At 35.3% G+C, this 18,843-nt stretch carries 13 protein-coding genes; 7 read left to right on the top strand and 6 right to left on the bottom strand.

Translation table 11 applies throughout. The features are described 5' to 3' along the window. Nucleotides 1-95: 95 nt before the first annotated feature. Nucleotides 96-1,070, bottom strand: coding sequence for an NAD-dependent epimerase/dehydratase family protein (locus QUH73_RS08730; protein ID WP_289530055.1), 975 nt, complete (start codon nucleotides 1,068-1,070; stop codon nucleotides 96-98). Nucleotides 1,071-1,258: 188 nt separating this feature from the next. On the opposite strand from QUH73_RS08730, the gene QUH73_RS08735 reads away from it, so the two are divergent. Then, complete coding sequence (locus tag QUH73_RS08735; protein ID WP_289530056.1) at nucleotides 1,259-1,723, top strand: Lrp/AsnC family transcriptional regulator; 465 nt, start codon at nucleotides 1,259-1,261, stop codon at nucleotides 1,721-1,723. Nucleotides 1,724-1,828: 105 nt separating this feature from the next. Next, nucleotides 1,829-5,206 (top strand): PAS domain S-box protein, encoded by a 3,378-nt coding sequence (locus tag QUH73_RS08740; RefSeq protein WP_289530057.1) that lies wholly within the window; start codon nucleotides 1,829-1,831, stop codon nucleotides 5,204-5,206. A 34-nt stretch (nucleotides 5,207-5,240) separates the two neighbouring features. Here the strand turns inward: QUH73_RS08740 and QUH73_RS08745 are convergent, their stop codons facing one another. Continuing rightward, nucleotides 5,241-6,374: a phytase gene (locus QUH73_RS08745; RefSeq protein WP_289530058.1), complete on the bottom strand. Its 1,134-nt coding sequence runs from the start codon at nucleotides 6,372-6,374 to the stop codon at nucleotides 5,241-5,243. 18 nt (nucleotides 6,375-6,392) lie between these two features. After that, the gene (locus tag QUH73_RS08750) at nucleotides 6,393-9,179 is read right to left on the bottom strand and encodes a TonB-dependent receptor (RefSeq protein ID WP_289530059.1); all 2,787 of its coding nucleotides are present in this window, start codon (nucleotides 9,177-9,179) and stop codon (nucleotides 6,393-6,395) included. Nucleotides 9,180-9,441: 262 nt separating this feature from the next. Here QUH73_RS08750 and QUH73_RS08755 point away from each other — a divergent pair, with 262 nt between their 5' ends. Next, nucleotides 9,442-10,353: a hypothetical protein gene (locus tag QUH73_RS08755; RefSeq protein WP_289530060.1), complete on the top strand. Its 912-nt coding sequence runs from the start codon at nucleotides 9,442-9,444 to the stop codon at nucleotides 10,351-10,353. A 53-nt stretch (nucleotides 10,354-10,406) separates the two neighbouring features. Here QUH73_RS08755 and QUH73_RS08760 read toward each other — a convergent pair whose 3' ends face one another. After that, a complete protein-coding gene (locus QUH73_RS08760) occupies nucleotides 10,407-11,852 on the bottom strand; it encodes a bifunctional metallophosphatase/5'-nucleotidase (RefSeq protein ID WP_289530061.1) in 1,446 nt (481 codons plus the stop codon). Nucleotides 11,853-12,072: 220 nt separating this feature from the next. Here QUH73_RS08760 and QUH73_RS08765 point away from each other — a divergent pair, with 220 nt between their 5' ends. Continuing rightward, complete coding sequence (locus tag QUH73_RS08765; RefSeq protein ID WP_289530062.1) at nucleotides 12,073-12,726, top strand: 7-carboxy-7-deazaguanine synthase QueE; 654 nt, start codon at nucleotides 12,073-12,075, stop codon at nucleotides 12,724-12,726. 215 nt (nucleotides 12,727-12,941) lie between these two features. On the opposite strand, the gene QUH73_RS08770 is transcribed toward QUH73_RS08765, so the two are convergent. Beyond that, entirely contained in the window at nucleotides 12,942-13,694 is a 753-nt protein-coding gene (locus QUH73_RS08770) for a hypothetical protein (protein WP_289530063.1), read from the bottom strand. A gap of 536 nt (nucleotides 13,695-14,230) precedes the next feature. Between QUH73_RS08770 and rbr the strand changes: the two genes are divergently transcribed. Beyond that, entirely contained in the window at nucleotides 14,231-14,809 is a 579-nt protein-coding gene (gene rbr / locus QUH73_RS08775) for a rubrerythrin (RefSeq protein WP_289530064.1), read from the top strand. 41 nt (nucleotides 14,810-14,850) lie between these two features. Here the strand turns inward: rbr and trmD are convergent, their stop codons facing one another. Further along, nucleotides 14,851-15,528, bottom strand: a complete 678-nt coding sequence (trmD, locus tag QUH73_RS08780; RefSeq protein ID WP_289530065.1) for a tRNA (guanosine(37)-N1)-methyltransferase TrmD — start codon at nucleotides 15,526-15,528, stop codon at nucleotides 14,851-14,853. Between the two features lie 263 nt (nucleotides 15,529-15,791). Between trmD and QUH73_RS08785 the strand changes: the two genes are divergently transcribed. Together QUH73_RS08785 and QUH73_RS08790 are read left to right on the top strand one after the other, a co-directional pair. Next, nucleotides 15,792-16,226: an Hsp20/alpha crystallin family protein gene (locus QUH73_RS08785; protein WP_289530066.1), complete on the top strand. Its 435-nt coding sequence runs from the start codon at nucleotides 15,792-15,794 to the stop codon at nucleotides 16,224-16,226. 315 nt (nucleotides 16,227-16,541) lie between these two features. Next, on the top strand, nucleotides 16,542-18,578 hold the full coding sequence (locus QUH73_RS08790) for a DUF349 domain-containing protein (RefSeq protein ID WP_289530067.1): 2,037 nt from the start codon (nucleotides 16,542-16,544) through the stop codon (nucleotides 18,576-18,578). The last annotated feature ends 265 nt before the right edge of the window (nucleotides 18,579-18,843 follow it).

An 18,843-nucleotide genomic window follows, 5' to 3' on the forward strand; every position in this document is an offset into this window, starting at 1 on the left:
AATTAGGACATTGAAAAAACGCCTCAATTCCGGATGGAAAAGAGGCGTTCGAATTAGTGTTTGTTGGTGTGTTTGTTGTTGTTTTACTTCGGTAGTTAACCTATATTTTCAAGTTTTATTTGTTCTGCTTTGTATTGTTCTCCTAGTTTCTCAATCATTGTGTTGGTTATCGCTTCCAAATCATATTCAGGTTTCCAGTTCCAATCTTCTTTTGCCTTCGAATCATCAATTGAGTTTGGCCATTTCGAGGCAATATCCTGTCTGAAATCGGCTTCGTATTTAATTTTGAAATCAGGATAAATCTTCTGGATTGATTCTGCTGCATCGGCAGGAGAAAAGCTAATGCCCGCAAGGTTATAGGATGTTCTAACTTTGATTGATTCTTTGGGAGCATCCATTAATTCGATAGTTGCTCGAATGGCATCATCCATAAATATCATTGGCAATTCACATTCATCATTTAAGAAGCATGTAAATTCTTCTTTTAGAACTGCTTTGTGATAAATATCTACAGCATAATCGGTTGTGCCGCCACCTGGTAAAGATTGGTAGCCAATAATTCCAGGGTAACGCAGCGACCGGACATCTAATCCGTAACGTAAAAAGTAATATTGTGCCCAGTTCTCACCAGATGCTTTACTGATTCCATAAACCGTTGCAGGATTTAAAAATGCATCTTGAGATGTGTTATTCATATCGGCTTCGTCTCCAAACACAGCAATTGAACTTGGATAGAATACTTTATCCAGATTATTCAATCGTGCAACTTCCAAAACATTGAAAAGGGTTTTCATATTGATATCCCAGGTGGCCAATGGAGCCTGTTCACCCTTAGCCGATAAAATAGCAGCCAGATGATAAATTTGATTTACGCTATATTTTGTTACAACAGATTGAATTTGTTCAAAATCTGTAGCATCAATCACTTCAAAGATACCTTCGAAATTAGGATCGTTTCTCAAATCAGAGGCAACAACAAAATCTACTCCAAATTTGTCTTGAAGAGTTTTTGTAAGAACCGAACCTATCTGTCCGTTTGCTCCAATAACTAAAATTACATCCTTTTTCATTTGGTCTTATCGAGTTGGTATTTTGTGATGTGTAACCGTTTTATTTGCTAGCAAAGTAAAGCTGTTTCCATATTATTTCATATATTTCCCAAATAATTAAGTAATAATTATTGAAAATATAAGATTTGGCCATTTATTTTGCTTGAGTCGATTATGCAAACGTTATAAAAGGAGTAATTTTTTCTGATATGGAGAATTTAGATCAAACAGATAAAACGATTCTGAGGCTGCTTCAGAACGATTCAAAAAAGACAGCCAAGGAAATTGCGTCGATGCTAAGTCTGACAGTGTCACCAGTTTATGAAAGAATTAGAAGACTGGAGAATCAAGGGTTTATTAAAAAGTATGTAGCAATTCTCGATAAAACGAGAATAGGGAGAAGTGTTACTGCAATGTGTCAGGTTTCCATGCGATATCACAATGAAGCTTTTATTGATGAATTTGAAGAGCAAATTCAGGATTTACAGGAAGTACAGGAGTGTTATCATGTTGCCGGACAGGTCGATTTCATTCTTAAAATACATGTTCAAAGCTTGGAAGAGTATCATGAGTTTGTTCGGTACAAACTGTCCAAAATTAAGAATATTGGGGTGTTGAATAGTACATTTGTAATTAAGGAAATAAAGCAAACGTCTGAGTATTATATACGCTAGCGGTTTTTAAATCAAATAATTTATATCTGTTTCTGATAAATTCCTGATGTTGTTTTAGTAACTTGTGATATACTATTTTGGTTTTATTAAGTAACATCTTAATTTATGCCTGATAACAATCAACATATGTCCTCTGATGCATTCGAAAGAATACTTTCCGAATATAAGGAAAGAATTGCTGAGTTGGAAAAGCAAGTTGATGAATTAAGGGAAAGAGACCGTTACTCTCAAAGCCTCGAAAAAACGAATATCGTTAATAGGACTGATCTTCTTTATAATGCTACAAATCAGGGAATAATAATTCGAAATCAGGATGGGAAAATAATTTATGCAAATCCTTCTGCGTCAAAAATATTAGGTGTTGAAAAGGAATTTTTACTCAATATTGAAAGCTTTGAACCAAGAATAAAGAATATCCTTGCAGATGGTTCTTTAATGACCAAGGAAACACACCCCGCAAAAATTGCCCTGACTACAGGGAAAGAGGTGACTAATTCTATACTTGGCGTATATAATCCTCAAAAACAAGCGTACATCTGGATTAATATTACTGCAACACCTTTAATGAATAAGGAGACCGGATTGAGCAAAGAAGTCTTTACCTTATTTGAAGATATTACCGAAAGGTTAGCAGCAGAGAAACGTTTGAAAGAAAGTGAGGCAAAAGCAAATGCCTTGCTGGAAACAATTCCTGATTTAATTTTAAGAATATCAAGAGATGGAAAAGTAATTGATCTTTATGGAGAGGAGAAAGGTTTATTCCAAAATGAAGAATCAATTGTTGGTTTAGATATCCGAAAAGCATTTGAGGAGAATTTGACTCGTGAGTTTGCACATTATATGGAGGCGGCCTTGGATACCGGAAAGGTGCAGGTTTTTGATTATCGGTATAGAATAGACAATAGAGGAGTTTGTTATTTTGAGTTCAGAATAAGCAGCAGTGGGGAAAGAGAAATTACTGCAATTGTAAGGAATGTAACAGAGCAAAAAAAATTGCAGCATAAATCCATCGAGGCTACCAGAAGGTTATCAACTTTAATGGGTAATCTTACAGGTATGGTTTACAGATGTTTGGCGGATGAGTCCTGGACCATGTTATACGTTAGTCAGGGAGGCTTTAGCTTAACGGGTTATACGACCGAAGAGCTAAATTATAATTCTCATGTTGCCTATAATGATATAATACATCCCGAAGACCGGGATTTTGTTGCACAAGTTGTAAATGAAGCAAGTTCAAAAAATAAAAGATTTACAATTGAGTATAGAATCATTAGTAAAGACGGGATTCTTAAATGGGTTTTTGAGCAAGGAATCACTATAAAGGATAAAAATAACCGGCCTTTATTTATTGAAGGATACATTGCTGATGTTACTGATAGTAAGATTGCTGAGCAGAATTTAATACAAAGCGAAAACAAGTTTAGAATACTCTTTAATTCTTTAAACGATGCTGTTTTTGTTCGTCCATGGGATGAATCTAAATTCCACAACTTTGTTGAAGTTAATGATGCTGCCATTAAGCGTTATGGTTATTCCAGGGAAGAGTTTTATCAACTCACTCCGGTAAATTTAAGATTAAAAAACGAACATTCAGACAACGAGATAAATACCATAAGAGAGGTTTTGCGAAATAAAGGAAAAGTCTCTTTTGAAACGAATCATCTAACCAAATCGGGTGAAATTATTCCTGTTGTGATTAATTCTAATTTAATTGATTTAAATGGAACCAGATTCGTTCAATCTATTGTTCGGGATGTAGGTTATCGGAAGATATCAGAGGCCCGGTTAAAGCACAAAACAGAAATAGAAAAATTACTAATTGATATTTCTGCCGATTTTATTGGTTCATCCTTAAGTGATGTAGATCAGTTAATTGATCGTGCATTAAAGAATATTGGTGAATTTACGAATACAGATAGAAGTTATGTGTTTTTGTTTGAGGAAAATAGAGTTTCATTAAATAATACTCACGAATGGTGTAGGGATTGTGTTGTTTCTATGAAAGAGATTTCGAAGAATTTGGTTGTTGAAGATTTCAATTGGTGGATTGAGAAGTTTAATCAACGCGAACACCTTTATTTTCCTTCATCTAAACTTTCTTCAAAAGCAATACAGAAAAAGATTGCTAATTTTCATTCCGATCTTAAATCATTATTAGTTCTTCCAATATTATCACATGAGTCCTTATTAGGTTTTGTAGGTTTCGATTCCGTTTTTCATGATAAAGAATGGGATTCGGAAGACATCAATTTACTCTATACTTTTGCTGATGTGCTGGCTGGTGTAATCAGCCGGAAAAAATTCGAGCAGGAACTCATATTTGCAAAAGAAAAGGCTGAAGAAAGTGATCAGCTGAAATCTACATTTTTGGCATCTATGTCTCATGAATTAAGAACTCCTTTAAATGCTATTATAGGATTTAGTGGATTGGTGAACTCTAAGTCTTCCATTGATAAAATAGTAAAACGCAATGAGATCATCAAGTTAAGCGGGCAGCATTTGTTGAAAATAATCGAATCGATATTCGATGTATCGCTTCTTCAGGCTAAAGAGGCTAAAGTTAAAAAAGAGGATTTTTCTTTGTCTGAGTTGTTTTTAACATTACAACAATATGTAAATTCAGAGATACATAAGAGCAATAAGCCGAATCTAACTTCGCGGTTAAAATGTACTCCTGATGATGAAAATTTGTATTTGAATTCGGATAAAACAAAATTGATACAGTTAATAACCAACCTCTTGAATAATGCAATAAAGTATACACAGTCTGGAATAATTTCATACGGGTATCAGGTTGAAGGATCAGATGTTACCTTCTATGTGTCGGATACTGGAATTGGTATTTTACCCGAGCATACAAAAATTATTTTCGATATTTTCCGACAGATTGAAGAAACCGGTTTGGGTATGCAATCAGGTGTCGGTTTAGGCTTGGCAATTTGTAAAGAGATTTCGAATTTGCTGGATGGTGAATTGTGGCTTTCATCAGAGAAGGGAAAAGGATCGATTTTCTATTTCAGATTAAGAAATGTGGTTCATTCACAAATTAGAAAAATTAAGAGCTTGGAAACCGGACTTGTACCACCTTTATTGAAGAACGAAACTATTCTTGTTGTTGAGGATGTTGAAATTAATTATCTGCTGTTATATGAAATTTTAACACCCACTTCTGCTAAAGTGATCTGGGCAAAAAATGGAATGGAGGCCGTAAAAATTATAGAAGATAAAACAGATGTTGATTTAATATTGATGGACGTTAAAATGCCGGTTATGGATGGGTATAGAGCATCAAAACAGATATTAAAGCTGAAACCAAATATTCCGATAATTGCGCAAACTGCATATGCTTTGAAAGAAGATAGAAAGAAGATGTTGGAGAAAGGTTTTAAGGGATATATTTCAAAACCAATCGATAAAGATGTCTTATATCAGGTTTTGTATGAGTTTCTTCAGCCTCCGATTATATCGGAGAAGAAAAAATAAAGAGCAGATTTTTAAAGGCCTGCTCTTTTGTTTTTTATTTACCGGTAATAATGCATTGAGTGTCAATATTTAGTTTTGGCTCGAAAAGATTTGCGATTTTTTCCCATCGTACCATTTTGAAGTTTTGGGCAACTGATTTTTCATTCTTTTTATTGAATCCATCCTGAACAACAAACATCCCTGCCGGGAATTTCTCTCCGAGATTGAGATTAATTGCCTCAATACCGTCTGTTTCTTCTGCACCATCAATCACTCCATCACCAATTCTAAAACTACCTAAATAGTTGTGAGGTGCTTTTCTTTCAAATACAGCATAAGAATAGTTTCCCTGACTGGAGGCAATTAAGTATCCGGATCCGTTCGATTGCTTGTAAATGCACAAACCTTCGATGTCCTCATAAATGTTTTCGTTTTGTTCTACCGTACTCTGAGAAAGAAGCTCAAATCCTTTCGTACTGTTTGGATCTATTGATATTTTCCAAATTCCTTTGGCTTCCTCTCCTATAAAAAGTATACCTGCCTCGTCGTCGGAAACCATTCCTTCGGTTTTACTGGCAAGTTTTAGTCGCCGAACCAATTTTGCGGAAATCTTTTTGCCTTCCGGCATGATTTCCCACTGTTCAATATTTCCAAAAGTGCTGTTTACAAAGGCGTAAAGTTGATCCTGATTTTTAGACAGGCAAAAACCGTAAACTTCATCCTTCATCTCAACAGGAATGGCATTTTCAAATTGATGTAAACTGCCGTCTTTTTCGATGCTGTAGAAATCCAGAGTGTTTGAGCTTCGGTTCGAACAGGCTGCAATATCGATTAAATCCTGTCCGTTTTGAATGTTTTGACGGATGTCAACATTATTCATATTACCATCTGCATAGTAAAATAGTTCATTGCCATCTAAATCATATACTGCCAAACCGCCTTTTTTATCTGTACCTATAATTCTGCTTTGTTCCGGAGAGTCATTGTTTACCCATATTGCAGGATCATCAGCAGCATCTTCTGTTGCCAATCTATTTTTCAGTGCATCCGTTTCGCCGTCTGCTTCAGTAACTTTTGCAATCAGTAAAGAAGCTTTTCTTGAACCTTCGCTTGAGCGATCGCATGAACAGGCAATTAGGAGCAATGCAGTTATCCCTAGTAGAACTATTGTATTTGGTCTTTTGTGCATAATAAAATTTGTTTTTGCTTAGAAATTCATTTTTAAACCAATATTCGCTTTAGCACCGTAGTATTCAGCTTGTTTGGTGTGACTCTTGTCTCCTTGGTAGTAGCGTAAAGGTTCGTTTAAGATGTTGTTTACCGATGCGAAAATGCTGAAATTGGAATTGATGTTGTAGCCAGCGCTTACATCCATATGTGTTACTTTATCATAGTAGCTGTCGTAAAATGCAGATTCTCCCCACTCATCAATAAAATCATCAGCATATTGTAATGATAAACGTACATTTAGTTTTTTACCTTCGTAAAATAAAGATAAATTAACGTTGTTTTCTGGTGTTCCTACTATCGATAAATTTTCATTTTCTCTACCCGAAATATTCACGTTTTTCATTTTGGAATGGGTGTAGGTATAGTTGGCATAAAATCCCATATCACTTAAGAAGCCTGGTAGAAAATCCAATTGTCTTTGAAAAGCAAACTCAAAACCATAAAGGTCAGCATCACCAACATTAATAGGTTGGTAGAATTTGTCCCAGGTCTTCCCGCTATAGCTGAAATCTCTGCGTTCAATGGTGTTCGAAATATCACTTAACGATTTGTAAAAGAAACCACCGGAAAGTAGTCCAACATTTGAGTAGTAATGCTCAGCCATTACATCAAAGTTCATTGAGTTTGTTGGATCCAGTTTAGGATTTCCTATTTCAATTTCATTATCTTCCAGTTTAATTTTGCTATGGGGAACCAAATCGTAGTATTTCGGGCGAGAAATAGAGTTTGTCCAGGCTAGTTTTAGTTTTGTATTTTCGGATAGCGACAATTTTGCAATTACACTTGGAAGAATATTGGTATAGTCGTTCTTTTCTTTTGCAGTAGTGCTGATAGTCGGATCGCCAACTTCAGGTATTTCCAAAATTCTACCGGAATATTTTAATTTTGTTTGTTCTGCACGAAGACCAAAAATCATTTTAAGTTTTTTCCCAAAATCCTGATCCAAACGAACATATCCGGCGTAAACATCTTCTTTTGCTTCAAAGTTACCGGCTTCCTCTTCAATATTTCGGGTTTGGCTATACTGATTATCGAAATTTAATCCTCCAAGAAATTGTTTAGATACAAAGTGTCCGGCAGAATAATCTCCAGCCATAAAATCACTTTTACTGGCATCATACTGATTATTTAAGGCATTATTTACAAAGCTGTTTTCATCATTTGGCTCAATATCGTTAAAGCTATTATTTCTATTTTTCTCCTTGCTTTTTAATCTGAAACCGGTTTGAATAATGTTCTTGTTTTTTCCGCTAAGGATTGGAAATTTGATATCAATTTTTAAATTTTTATCAATATCCTCTGTGTATTGAAATTGTTCTGTCAGTTCTTTTAAACCAAATTCACTGCTTAAATCTGCTAATTGAGGATCGTTTACTGAAAACATTGGTTTTTCAGTATTCGTGAAATTAGGTGTAATCGCAACTTTCTTAGCCCGTAAAGTAATGTAACGTTCATTGGGGCGATCTTCAGAAGCCTTAGAATAACTACCTTTCCAGTCAATTTCAATAGTTCCTAAATGGTGTTCTCCATTTAAAGCAAAGTTCATTGTCTGCTGATCTTCCAGTCTGCGGTTTTTATTGGTTCCGCCTTTAGTCTGGCGACGAACTTCCGTAATCCAGTTTCCATCTTTTTGCTCAATGTCTTTGTACTGCAAACGAAAACGGTTTTCCCAGTCTTTTCTGTGATTATAAATGGCTTTGAATTCGATTTTATGATTTGGGTTAAAATTGTAATCAAAAGAAGAAGAATAGCTTTGACGAATTCGTTGAACGTAATAGGTTCTAATTTGAAAATCGGATGTGTAGATAGCTCCCCTGTCATCTTTTTCCCACTCAGCTTCGATATTGTCCGATCCCAGTTGATTGTCTTGGTATGAGGCAGAGAATACCATACCAAGATTTGATTGTGTTCCTGTTTTAAAGCGGTTGCCGTATAGAGCCGAAAGAATTAATTGAGGATCATCACTTAAAAAATTATATCCGGTTCCAACACGTGCCGAAATTTGTTGTTTAAAAGGATTCGATCGGGTGATAAGGTTTACCGAACCACCAATTGCATCAGCCTCCATATCCGGGGTTATCACTTTGTTTACCTCAACAGTTTGAATCATATCCGATGGAACAAGATCCAGCTGTACTGATCGAATTCCTGCTTCAGCAGAAGGGATACGATCGCCATTAATGGTGACAGAATTGTATTCTGAAGCAGTACCGCGAATGTGACCAAACCGGGCTTCACCTTGATCGTACTCAACGTTAATACCTGGTATTCTTTTTAGAGCATCTCCTATATTATTATCAGGAAACTGTCCAACCTGATCGGAAGAAACGATATTGGTAATGTTTACGTTGCTTTTTTGCTGATTCAAAGCACGTGATTGTTCTTTCAATAGTCCTTGAACCACAACTTCCTGCAATGCAACACCTTCCGAAAGAGTAAAGTTTTCGGTAAGGGTAGTTGATTCTTCAAATACTATTTTTTTCTCAACACTTTCATAACCGATGTACGAAATTTTAAGAGTGTATTCTCCTGGGGTGATATTGTTGATGCGGTAAACTCCGTTGTTGTCTGAGGCAACACCTTGGTTTGTCTCTTTTAATACTAATGTTGCCCCTGGCAATGGGTAGTCGTCAGAATCGATAACACGACCGGTTATTGTCGCTGTTCTATTTACGTTAATTGCATTATTGTTTTCGGCAATAGTGCTTGTGGCCGAAAATAAAAGTAGAACAAAGAGATTTAAAGTAATAAATAATGTTTTCATTTTTAAGATTTTAATTTATTGATTAGGTCATTAGACATTTTTCCTTGGATTTTTAAACACTCAAAACTAGGTTTTGATTTATGGGGAAGGATTAGCTTAGTATAATTCTTTTGTAAACTTATAGTGAAATGAAAAATACGTTTATTAAGAGAATGTTATCCGTTTGTGGTTGTAAGGGGCAGGAGAATTATGGATATCAATTCTAATTTTGAGAATCCATTAATTTTAAACAGATTTGTTCTGTTCTAATATTTATTATATCGTGAAAAACTTATTCTATTCCTGTTTATTCTCATTTCTGCTTTTAGGGGCTTGTCGTTCCAACAAATCAATTAATGAACAATTGAAGGTTTCTAATGCTTCAATTGTTTATCAACCCGTTTTAGTTTCCGATTCTCTGTCGGTTAAAGTGAATGAGCAGTCGGGGTTGATGTGGTACAAGAATTTGTTCTGGGTAAACAATGATAGTGATTGTGAACCTGTGTTGTATGCCTACGATATGGATGGAGTAATTAAAAAAGAGTTTGAAATCACTAATGCCAAAAACATTGATTGGGAAGACTTGGCTGCAGATCAGAACTACATTTATATTGGGGATTTTGGTAATAATTTTGGTAATCGTAAAAATTTGCGTGTATTAAGATTAAAAAAAGAGGACATGGGTATTTCTGAATTTTCTAAAGCAGAGGCTGATGTGATTGGGATTGAATGGGCTGATCAGGAGGATTTTACCAAGCACTTACAAAAGCATGATTTCGACTGCGAAGCTTTTTTATCATACGGAGATTCTCTTTTCTTTTTCACGAAAAACTGGGCCAATTATAAAACCAGAATGTATTCATCTTCAAAAAATATTGGAGTTTATAAATTACAGGTTAAGGCAGAGTTTAACGTTGATATGCTGGTAACCGGAGCTGATATTAGCTCTGACGGAAAACTGCTGGCTTTAGTTGGTTATAAAGATTATCTTAGTTATTTGGTCTTGTTTTCTGAATTTGAGGGCACTAACTTTTTCGAAGGAAAAAGTTTGCGCATAGATCTGAGTCCTCTTGGTGGAGCACAAACTGAAGGTATTGTTTTTGGTGAGAATGACTCCTTGTATATCTCGACAGAGCAAACTAAATTGCCACAATCCATTTATAAAGTAGAGTACGAGCAGTGGATGAAAAACTAAAATGACCAAAGTTATTACCTTGATCATTTTGTATTTTATTGTTTTTAAAACAATTATTTCATTCTAAAGTAACGGTCGCAAACAGGATAATCAACCTGATTATTAATGTTTTGCAAATAGGAAATCAGAGTTTCTGCATCTGTCATGTTTTGGATTTGACCAGATTCAGGGAAGTATTTGTCATATACTGCCGGAATGTAATCGTTTAGTCCAAGTTTTAGTATCGTGTCATCAGATAATCTTTGCCCTTGCATATTTCTTATTTCAATTTCTTGATCAGCCTGTTGAATCTGAATGCCTGAATAGTAAAATCCTGATCCGCTTCCTGCCAGAAATTTTTTAATGTCAAGAACCGTCATGTCATAAATAACCGTTCCGTTGCTAAAAGGAGTAATTTCGTAAATTTCTCTTTTGGTGATATTGCCTTCGTTTAAGTTTGACCGAATTCCACCAGTATTCTGAAAACAAACATCAACACCCATTTGAATTCGTAATGCATCTGTATAAAAACAGCCAACCATACTTGTATTGTGATCTCTTTTTGAATTACCAATTACATCTGTTAGATAGTCTTGATCGTTGTATCCATCAATTGTTGTTTTTAATTCAGAATCATATTCTTGATATGTATTTAAATTAATTAGTTCGTTGGTAATTGATTCTATTTTTTTATTGACAATGGTAACAGCTATTTTTCCAAGATAATTTAGATTGCTGCCTGCCTGATAAATTGGTATTCCATTTACAGCAGTGTTAATTTTATCGTGACTATGCCCGCCAATAATTAAATCGAAATAGGGAAACTTATTGGCAAGCTGAACGTCTCCCAATATTTGGTCATTGCCATTGTATCCTAAGTGACTAAGAGCAATATATAAATCTGACTCCTCGTCATTTTTAACGTTTGAATAGAGAGAAACAATATCTTCAGGCCGGTCGAAATGAAATTGTTTAACTCTCCATGGATGAGTTGATGGGATTGTTGCATCTTTTTTTCCATTGGTTTCAATTAAACCCAGGAAAGTTATTTTGATATTTTCTTTGGTAATGTTTTTGTATTCAAATGGCTCAGGAATATCCGTAGTTCCCTTGTCCACATTTGCACAAATCCAGGCAAAATTGGACTGTTCCATTCGGTCTTTTAGAATTTCGGTCCCGTAATCAAACTCGTGATTCCCCAAAACAGCAACATCAAACCCAATTTTATTCATTACATCAATCATTGGGGATCCTTTATCAGGATGATTGTCTACGGTTGGATTGCCTGAGAAAATATCACCACCGGAAACTACGATTACATTGGTTGATTCTCTCTCTTTGTCAACAATTTGTTTAATTTTTGCAAAATTATCCAACTGTCCGTGCACATCGTTTACGCAAAAAATGGTCAATTCTTTTGGTGCGGAATCAGCAGGTTTGTTTGGTGAATTACTGTCTTTGGAACAAGACGAAAATACGAGAATAAGTAGGTAGAGAAGTAAGAATTTAATGTTTTTCATTGTGTGATTTGATCAGTAAGTTTAATTATTTGCCAGAATTGTAAAATTATCAAAAATCAGATTTAATCATAATGTCTGTATCGGAAAAGAATATATTTTTAATTAGTTGTCTAAATGAGAATCAGTTTAAATAATATTCCTATTTGATTTTGAAATCCTTAAAAAGCGTGTAATTTTGTAGCCCAGTTTACTGAACAACCAAAAAATTAGGATTTTATCATTGGTTAAGAAGAACGATTTGAAAGACAAGTACAAAGAAATATTCGATAAAGGAACAGATTTGCCTCTGGTTGAGGATTTCTATACCATACAGGGTGAAGGATATCACACGGGAAAGCCAGCTTATTTTATTCGTATTGGAGGATGTGATATCGGTTGCCGGTGGTGCGACAGTAAGATTTCATGGAATCCCGCAGAACATCGCCTGATTTCAGTTGAAGAAGTTGTTCGAAAAGCTGTTGAATCGCCAGCCAAAGCCGTTGTTGTTACAGGAGGAGAACCTTCACTGTACAACTTGGAACCTTTATGTACTGAGTTAAAGAAGCACAATATTGAAAATTTCCTGGAAACTTCTGGTGCATATGAGATAAGTGGAGAGTGGGATTGGATTTGTTTATCGCCTAAGCGAAATAAATTACCTGTACCATCTTCTTATGAAAAAGCAAATGAGCTGAAAGTTATCATTTTCGATTTGGAAAAAGATTTTGAATGGGCTGAGGAGTTATCAAAAAATGTAGGAGATGATTGTTTGTTGTATTTGCAGTCGGAGTGGAGTCAGTATGTTCACAATGTAAAACCAATTGTAGAATACGTAAAGAACAATCCAAAATGGAATATTTCTTTGCAGGCTCATAAGTTTATGAGAATACCGTAACGGGCAATATAGGATATTCAAAAAGCTGAATCATTTATTAATTCAGCTTTTTTTTGTTTTGATGAAGAAATACAATTCGAAAAGTTAATTGAATTATTTTTTCTTGACGACTATTTAGTATAGGACAATAAAATAGAAAAAGGCAATCAGAAAGTCTGATTGCCTTTTTACCAGCTTCCAAAGAAGCTTCACTTTGGGTTAGTGTGGTTAGGTAGTTAGAACGAAACTCCGAATACCAGGAATAGATTTTCTGCCATTGGGTTAGCGATAACAGAAGCTGATACTGGTAAAGAGAATTTTTCGGTAATTGCAATTTCTTTTGATGCAGTGAATCCCATATTTACAAAACCTGCTGTGTTTCCGTAAAAGCCTGATTCACCTTTCGATTCGTCAGCGTCAATTGGAGTAAAGCCTGCAAATAAATCAATAGCTACTTCGTTATATTTAAAGCCATAGCCCAATTCGATATAAAGTGAGTTTTGCTGATCACCATTTGCATCTTGATCGGCACCCCAGAAATTCATGGCAGCTAAAATGCTAATTGGAAATCCGTCACTCCCGTTAAAAGCTAAAGTAGCTTCCATGATATGTCCGGTAGATGCTTTTTTGTAATCAAAATAACTGTTGTTAACAGCAATTCCATCGGTTGGGAAAAAATAGTCAGTAACAGTAGCAGTGAATAAATCATCTGCAAAAGTGTAGGATGCATAAAGATCAGCTTCAGCTCCGTCGGCACCATTCTGTGCGTAAGATCCCCAAGCGCCAAGAGCGAAACCACCATTGCTGTATTCAACAGAAGGCTGGATTACCGGGCCTGTTGAAAATTGAGTTCCTCTCCATACATATCTGTTCATTAAGTCTGCACCAAACGAAATTTCTCCTTTTCCTGATTCTTCCTGTGCAAACAGGCTTCCTGTTACAACAAGAGTACCTATAAGTAATGCGAAAAATTTTCTTGCTTTCAACATAGTAATAGATTTTAGATTAATAAATGTGGTAAATAGTTAATATGAATAAAATGTGGTTTCTAATTGTTTTGTCAATTTCGCTAACCCACCCCCTCTTTTGAAGGGGGTGGTGTTGGCTTGAATCAACTAATTTCTATCCTAACCCTAATTATGAAGGGGTTTCGATTTCAAAAGTATGAAAAAAAATTAGAATTGCTATTTTAAAAAGAGGTGTTTGTTGAAAAAAACACACTTTTTTCAATGCAAAGGTTTTAAATGAGGGGGTGCTGTTGAAAAAAAACATTTTAATCGATCATGGGGTGCTTTTAAGATTAAAATTGATTAGCTGTTGATGATGTTCAGAGGAATGTGTTAATTAAGTTTAAGTATATGGTACTTAAATTCGGGTTCGTTGTGGTGCAGGTCTAAAATTGAAGTTTTGGGTAGTCTTATTTTTTATTGATTATAAATAATGATGTTTTAACAGGAATTTTTATTGTGTCTTGTTAAAAATCAAGATATTCGTATTGTGAAATTATATTCAACAAATAGAAACAATGGAAAAATCGATTAAAGGAACTCAAACAGAGAAAAATTTATTGAAAGCCTTTGCAGGAGAATCTCAGGCAAGAGGCAGATATACCTATTTTGCCAAACAGGCAAAAACAGAAGGGTATGAACAGATTGCAGCCTTGTTTTTGGAAACAGCAGAGCAGGAAATGCAGCATGCAAAGCGATTCTTTAGCTTTTTAGAAGGAGGAGATGTAGAAATTACTGCTTCATATCCTGCAGGAAAAGTGGGAACTACAGCCGAAAATTTACAAGCTGCTGCAAATGGAGAAAATGAAGAATATACTGAGTTGTATCCTGAATTTGCTCGTATTGCTGAAGAAGAAGGTTTCAAGAAAGTAGCTTCGGCTTTTAAATTGATTGCTAAGGTTGAGCAGGTGCACGAAGAGAGGTACTTGAAACTATTGGCTAATTTGAAAGAAGGTTCAGTTTTCGAAAAGGAAGAAAATGAAAAGTGGTACTGTAGAAAGTGCGGATACGTTCACGAAGGCAAAAAAGCACCAAAGAATTGTCCTGCATGCGAACATCCTCAGGCGTATTTTGAGATTAAGGGAGAAAACTACTAGTATATTATATGTGAAAAGAGACTCGTTAGAGTCTCTTTTTTTTACTCTTTCAACAGATTTGGACGCAATCGCCTTGTCCTTTCGTAGGCTTGTTCTTCTTGCCATTTTTCAATTTTCTTGTGGTCTCCCGATATTAATATATCCGGCACCTTCCATCCTCTGAATTCTGCAGGACGAGTGTAGAGAGGTGGAGAAAGCAGATTGTCTTGGAATGAATCTGTGAGAGCTGAAGTTTCATCGCCCATAGCGCCAGGAATAAGTCTGATTACGCTGTCTGCGATAATGGCGGCAGCTAATTCCCCTCCGGTTAAAACAAAATCGCCAATCGAAATTTCTTTAGTGATAAAATGATCACGAATTCGTTGGTCAATCCCTTTATAATGCCCGCAAAGGATCATTATATTTTCTTTTGTCGATAAGGTATTTGCTGTTTTCTGATCGTAAAGATCACCATCGGGTGTGGTAAAAATGATTTCGTCGTAGGCTCTCTGAGCCGTTAAAAATTCAATTGCTTTAACGATTGGTTCTAGTCTCATAACCATTCCCGCTCCACCGCTAAATGCATAATCATCAACCTTTTTGTGCTTGTCTTCAGAATAGTCACGAATGTTGTGGATATGGATTTCGGCAATGCCATTATCCTTTGCTCTCTGAATTATGGAGTGATTAAGTGGACTTTCCAGCAACTCTGGAACAACCGTAAGTATATCGATTCTCATTTTTTAAATTTTGTGTAAAAGTATGCAACCCAAGCTTGGCTTGCAAGAGAATTTGAAATACGATACATGTAATTTCTAAAACAGGACAATATGACATCGTGTTTCATTCTAAATCAGACAAGTTGGCGGATGTTTTATGAGTTTCTCTGTCATTAATCAGGAAAATATCTGTTGGTATAAACTTTGGAAATAACAGGATGAAAATGAATTCTGGGTTCCGGAGCCCGGAAAAGCATAGTATTAATTTATAAAAAGTAAACGTTATGACAATTTTAAGATACTCAAAAGGAACAAACGATTTTTTCACAAATCAAATAATGGATCAATTGTTTAGAGAAACAAAAGGGAGTTTGCAAAATTCAGAACAAAGAGGTGTTTCTTTGAATCCACGCACGAATGTTGTAGATGAAAAGGAAAGGTTCGTGATCGAAATGCTTATCCCGGGCTTTGCAAAAAAAGATGTGGTGATAAAGGTAGAAGATGGTTTTTTAAAAATCACCGGAGAGAAAGAGGAAGTTGAAGATAGAACTTATTTAAGAAAGGAATTTAGTGCAACTAAATTGGAGAGAACTTTTAAGCTTTCGGAAGGAATAGATCAGGAAAATATTTCTGCAGAAGTGCGGGATGGAATTCTGTTTGTAAGTCTTCCAAAAGCGAAGGTAGAAGAGCCGAAAATTAAGGAAATTACAATTCAGTAATTAAAATTTCAGATTGTGTTTGGGTTTTTGTCTGCATTTGGAAATGTTGGGGCAGGAGGTTATAATCTGTTGCATGAATTATTTGTTTTACAAATAAAACAAAAATGTTAGATTCGTTAATTTGTTGGTTTTCGTTGAGGGGTTCATGTACTGCATGAACCTCTTTGTTTTGTAAGGAAAAGAAAAATGTTGAAAATCTTTGAGGATTAACACTTAATTAGTTAAATTCGTAAGGAATGAACCTAAAATTCCTTTGAAAATTGTATTGTTAACAAGGCACTTAAATTATTGAGTTGCTAATCTAATGCAAACTACATGAAAGCAAAAGATCTATCGAACCTCTCACATGAGAATGAAGCGAATGAAAATTTAGAAACACCTGAAGTAGGTAGTGATTCTCATGAGAATGAATCTGTTGAAGAAAAAACTTCAGATGATCAGCCTGTAATGACGGAGACTCCTAAAGATGAAAAGGAATCTTCCGAAATAATAAATGAGGAAATAAAATCAGAAAGGACGGTTTCCGAAATAGAAGTCAAAGAAGATGAAGATATTTCTGAGGCTGAAGTGGTGGAGGAAACTCCTGTTGGTGTTTCTGATGATCAGAAAGAGGTAGTTGAAGTGCAGGCAGAGCCCGATTACACAATAATGGAAAAAAGTGAATTGGTTGACCGATTAACTCTTTTGTTGGAACATAAACCTGCGAAAGGTTTAAAGGGCAAGCTGGATGTAATAAAACACAATTTTTATAAAAAGCACAATGAAGAGGTTGCTGAAGCCCAAAAGAAATTTTTGGAAGAAGGGGGGAAAGAGGAGGAATTTGATTTCGGAACAGATGAATTGGAGCTGAAAATGAAGGAATTGCTTCATGATTATAGAGGGAGCCGGATTGTTCAAACCCGAAATCTGGAAGAGGAAAAGGAGGCCAATTTACAGATTAAGTATCAGATAATTGAGGACATAAAGGATCTGGTAAATAGAAAAGAAGCTTTTGATAAAACTTTTCAGGAATTTAGAGATTTGCAGAAAAAATGGCACGAAACAGGTATGGTTCCGCAGGCAGCTCTTAAAGATTTGTGGGATAATTATCATCATCATGTCGAGAATTTTTACGATTATATAAAAATTAATAAAGAGTTGCGCGATCTCGATTTAAAAAAGAATTTGGCAGCTAAGGTTCGTTTGTGCGAGGAGGCTGAAGAATTATTGGAAGACCCTTCGGTAGTGAAGGCTTTTAATACATTGCAAAAATATCACGAACAGTGGAGAGAGATTGGACCGGTTCCCCGTGAACAAAAAGAAGAGATTTGGGAACGATTTAAGGAGGCCACAACAATAATTAACCGAAATCACCAGGAATTTTACGAAGGCTTAAAGTCAGAGCAAAAAACGAATCTTGAGAAAAAAGAGGTTCTGTGTGATAAAGTGGAATTAATTGCTAATTCAAATATTGAATCTCATAAAGATTGGAATGCAAGCTCTAAGGAGATTTTGGAATTGCAAAAAGAGTGGCGAACGATTGGTTTTGCACCTAAAAAAGACAATAATAAAATCTATCAGCGATTTAGAAGTGCCTGCGATCTGTACTTTGATAAAAAACGTAAGTTTTATTTGAAACTGAAGGATAAGCTTGGGGATAATTTGGAGAAGAAAACTGAATTGTGCGAGCTTGCTGAGAGTCTTCAGGACAGTACCGATTGGAAAGAAACAACAGATAAATTAATCGCTATCCAAAAAGAATGGAAAAAGATAGGGCCGGTGCCCCGGAAGATTTCAGAAGAATTGTGGGTTCGGTTCAGAGCCGCATGTGATAAGTTCTTCAGTGATAAATCGAAACATTTTGATCATGTAGATACTGATCATACTGAAAATTTGAAACGTAAAGAGGAAGTGATTGACAAGATTCAAAATTTCCAATTAAGCGAGGATGATGATGAGAATTTGGCAGCACTTCGCGAATTTCAGAAAGAATGGACACAAATAGGTCATGTTCCTTTTAAGAAGAAAGATAAAATTCAGGAGGATTTTAGAAGAGCATTAAATGCTGTTTACGACAAGATGGACTTGGAAACAGGGGATAAGGAAGTTCAGAAATTTCAATCGAAAATTGATAATTTCCTAAGCATGAATCATTCCGAAGACAAAATTATTGGTGAGAGAAATAAAATTGCCGGAAAAATTAAGCAATTGGAAACTGATATAGGCTTATGGGAAAATAACGTTGGATTCTTTTCTGCCTCAAAAACATCTGATTCTATAGTTCAGGAAATTGAAGAGAAAATCGAAAAAGGAAAACAGAACTTGAAACTTCTTCAGGAAAAATTGAAAGTTATTGATGGATTGGTTTCGTAGAATAAATTGATCGGAATAAATATCATCCTCCATTTTTAAAGTGGAGGATTTTTTGATTGAACACAAAAGCATTTAAAGATCTAACTGTCAAGTGTGTTTTAGTCGAATTTAAGGAAGAGTAAAACGTTTGTGTTTTCTTTTTTGTTATCTGGAAACTATCTGAAAAGTCTGATTCTCTAAATTTGATCTTGCGAAACATGGAAATAGTTTCCTAAAAATGCATAAATTAACTACTTTTGCACCTTTAATAATTCATAAAACGTTC

Source organism: Labilibaculum sp. K2S (assembly GCF_030372765.1).
Taxonomy (GTDB): Bacteria; Bacteroidota; Bacteroidia; order Bacteroidales; family Marinifilaceae; genus Labilibaculum.